Genomic DNA, 2,469 nt, shown 5'->3' with positions numbered 1-2,469 from the left:
GGCTGTACCTTGTGTGCTGCCTTGGGCGTTAGGTCATAATAGCCAAGAGTATTACACATGACTAGGATAACGATAGCTATTCACTGGTTGTGCTCTCGGGCTCCTATGGATCACGAGGCGTATATCAGTGCAGGCCAATTCGCTTACAAGGTGGTTACCCTTTGGTGACCTTCTCTTAAAAGAGGGTATGAAATGTATCGGGTAATGCTTTGCTCGCAAGGGCGAGAGGATGCCATGGGGAAACCTGAGGGTTACGCCACGCTTCAAGAGGCAAGGGAATATGCGTGCAAGTGTCGGCATTGGTTCCCTGAGTTGAGTATCATCGTTAAATTCATCGTTTGAGTACCAGTGTATAGCCGTGGTTGACCACGGCGTTAGATCGGTTATGATCACTAAGTTACATACACACATAGGAGTGAAACAATGACTAAGAAAACCCTCATCGAAGAACTCCGGGAAGCGGGGGCGGTGGGTGATGCTCCGGTTACCACTGAGGCTATCCCTGAGGTTTCCACTGAGATCAAGGTGGAAAAGGGTATCGCCATCCCGGAGAGCCGGGGCGGTGGTGGTAAGTCGAAGTATCCCTGGGCAAGCCTTGGGGTTGGCGACTCGTTCTTTGTGGGAGGTGGTAAGATCGAAACCTTCTACACCTTGTGTTCCTCAGCCTCCAAGAAACATGGTGGAAAATACATCGTGAAGAAGTGGACTGAGAAGGGTGTCGAGGGCGTTCGGGTCTGGAAGCAACAGTGATAACCATAACGAGCACCTAGGGCTAAGCCCTGGGTGTTCCCATAGGAGTGTAAAACATGGTGCGTGGTGACTTTGTTCAATTCAACTGTGACATCCTGGGTACGCATGGTACTGAGGGTAAATATGGTGTGATCCTTGGGGTTCTGCCTCAGGAGGATTACGAGTGTTACGATTGCATCACTGCCTCAGGTATTGTCTACATCGTTGTGCCTGAGGAATGCACTGTGATCGATCTGTGACCAAAGGTTACGCAAGGGTTGTAGATACGTAATGGAGGAGTGCTGCAAATGCTCCAAGCAATCGTAACTAAACACATTGGCCCCACTAACAGTAAGCCTGCTCGTATCAGTGTGAAGGCGGCTGCTGGCAGGATCATGGTACCGTGGAACCACGGCCTATCCAACGAGGGTAACCACACGTGCGCGGCTATGCAGTTAGCTGTTAAGTTGGGTTGGACTGGTGTCTACCATGGTGGTGGTACACCTGACGCCAACGGGTTCGTCTATGTGTGCGAGACAGGAGACATCCGAGACAAGTTCACCCTTAAGTGACCATATGCTTACCCACGGGTATGTAATCCTTGTCATCAAAGGTTACTCGTGGGTAAGCATATGTTCAACACATAGGTGCGACAATGTACAAACCCAAGATGTTCTCGATGGATAACCCTAAGGCGCTCAAGGCCAAGGGGTACGGATACCTCAACGCTATCCACTACATGGCTCCTTATACACTCGGAGGGGCAGGGAACCTGTGTCCCAACGCTACACCTGGGTGTGTGGCCTTGTGTCTCGGGCGGAACTCCGGTCAAGCGGGGATGGTGGCTTGGCCTGCTGATATGAACTCAGTGCGCCAGTCAAGGGTGTACAAAGCTCGGATGTTCATGACTAACCGCAAGCTCTACATGGAGTGGCTAGCCTTGGGTATCGAGAGTGCGTTGCGTAAGGCTGAGCGTGAAGGCTTAACCCTTGTGGTTAGGCTCAATGGTGCCTCTGATATAGCCTGGGAACACATGAAGAATGAGCGTGGTTCCACCTTGTTCGACATATTCCCGGATGTTCAATTCGTGGACTACACCAAGAGCTTCAAAAGGATGATGCGTTGGTGTGAGGGTGCAATGCCTAAGAACTACCACCTGACATTCTCACGGACTGAGGACAACGAACAGTACTGTGAATACGTGCTCGCCCTGGGTGGCACGGTTGCGGCTGTGTTCGCTGATGGTCTGCCTGAGGAATACATGGGGTATCCGGTGGTTGACGGGGATCAACATGACCTGATCCACTTGCAACAACGTGGCACTATCATCGGGCTCAAGCCTAAGGGTAAAACCGCTAAGGCTGACACCACAGGTTTCGTTATCCGTAACTATTAGTTACTCAAGGGAGGACATTGCTATGAAGGAACGGGTTGTGTTTGCTGAATGGATGCTCACCTACATGATTGAAGGCAGGTACTCGGTGACTTTCCATAGGCACAAAGAACAGGCGCAAGAGCGTATGCGAATATTGAGCAAGTTCTTCGATGTGCAGTACGCCTACGTCAGCCATGTGGAACACGCTTATTACAAGGAAGAAGCCCAATGAAGTGGCATGTTGAAAAGTGGGTTGCTCCTCAGGCTCCCAATGATGAAGGCGAGTGGGTGGTCGTCGGTGGTGAGTACACGGATTACCAAGAGGCTGAGAAGGCTGCTGCACTCATCCCTGAGTATTCACGTGT

4 protein-coding genes are annotated in these 2,469 nt (G+C 51.1%); all 4 read left to right on the top strand.

Annotation, left to right across the window (positions count from 1 at the left end; all coding sequences use genetic code 11):
- Positions 1 to 423 precede the first annotated feature (423 nt).
- The 4 genes from M2320_RS23130 to M2320_RS23115 all read left to right on the top strand — a co-directional run bounded on the left by M2320_RS23130 (position 424) and on the right by M2320_RS23115 (position 2,336).
- Positions 424 to 750, top strand: coding sequence for a hypothetical protein (locus tag M2320_RS23130; RefSeq protein ID WP_264599317.1), 327 nt, complete (start codon positions 424 to 426; stop codon positions 748 to 750).
- Positions 751 to 806: 56 nt separating this feature from the next.
- Complete coding sequence (locus M2320_RS23125; protein WP_264599316.1) at positions 807 to 989, top strand: hypothetical protein; 183 nt, start codon at positions 807 to 809, stop codon at positions 987 to 989.
- Between the two features lie 395 nt (positions 990 to 1,384).
- A complete protein-coding gene (locus M2320_RS23120) occupies positions 1,385 to 2,125 on the top strand; it encodes a GP88 family protein (protein ID WP_264599315.1) in 741 nt (246 codons plus the stop codon).
- A 22-nt stretch (positions 2,126 to 2,147) separates the two neighbouring features.
- Entirely contained in the window at positions 2,148 to 2,336 is a 189-nt protein-coding gene (locus tag M2320_RS23115; RefSeq protein WP_264599314.1) for a hypothetical protein, read from the top strand.
- Positions 2,337 to 2,469: the final 133 nt, after the last annotated feature.

Origin of the sequence: Rhodoblastus acidophilus (assembly GCF_025961575.1) — a bacterium.
GTDB classification, from domain to species: Bacteria; Pseudomonadota; Alphaproteobacteria; order Rhizobiales; family Beijerinckiaceae; genus Rhodoblastus; species Rhodoblastus acidophilus_C.
Note: the sequence above shows the minus strand (reverse complement) of the source record. Positions and strands in the feature narration are given on the sequence as shown.

Excerpts from the sequence above, each read along its gene's own strand:
- M2320_RS23125 (WP_264599316.1), top strand. The coding sequence starts at position 807 with ATGGTGCGTGGTGACTTTGTTCAATTCAACTGTGACATCCTGGGTACG.
- M2320_RS23115 (WP_264599314.1), top strand. The coding sequence starts at position 2,148 with ATGAAGGAACGGGTTGTGTTTGCTGAATGGATGCTCACCTACATGATT.
- M2320_RS23120 (WP_264599315.1), top strand. The coding sequence starts at position 1,385 with ATGTACAAACCCAAGATGTTCTCGATGGATAACCCTAAGGCGCTCAAG.
- M2320_RS23130 (WP_264599317.1), top strand. The coding sequence starts at position 424 with ATGACTAAGAAAACCCTCATCGAAGAACTCCGGGAAGCGGGGGCGGTG.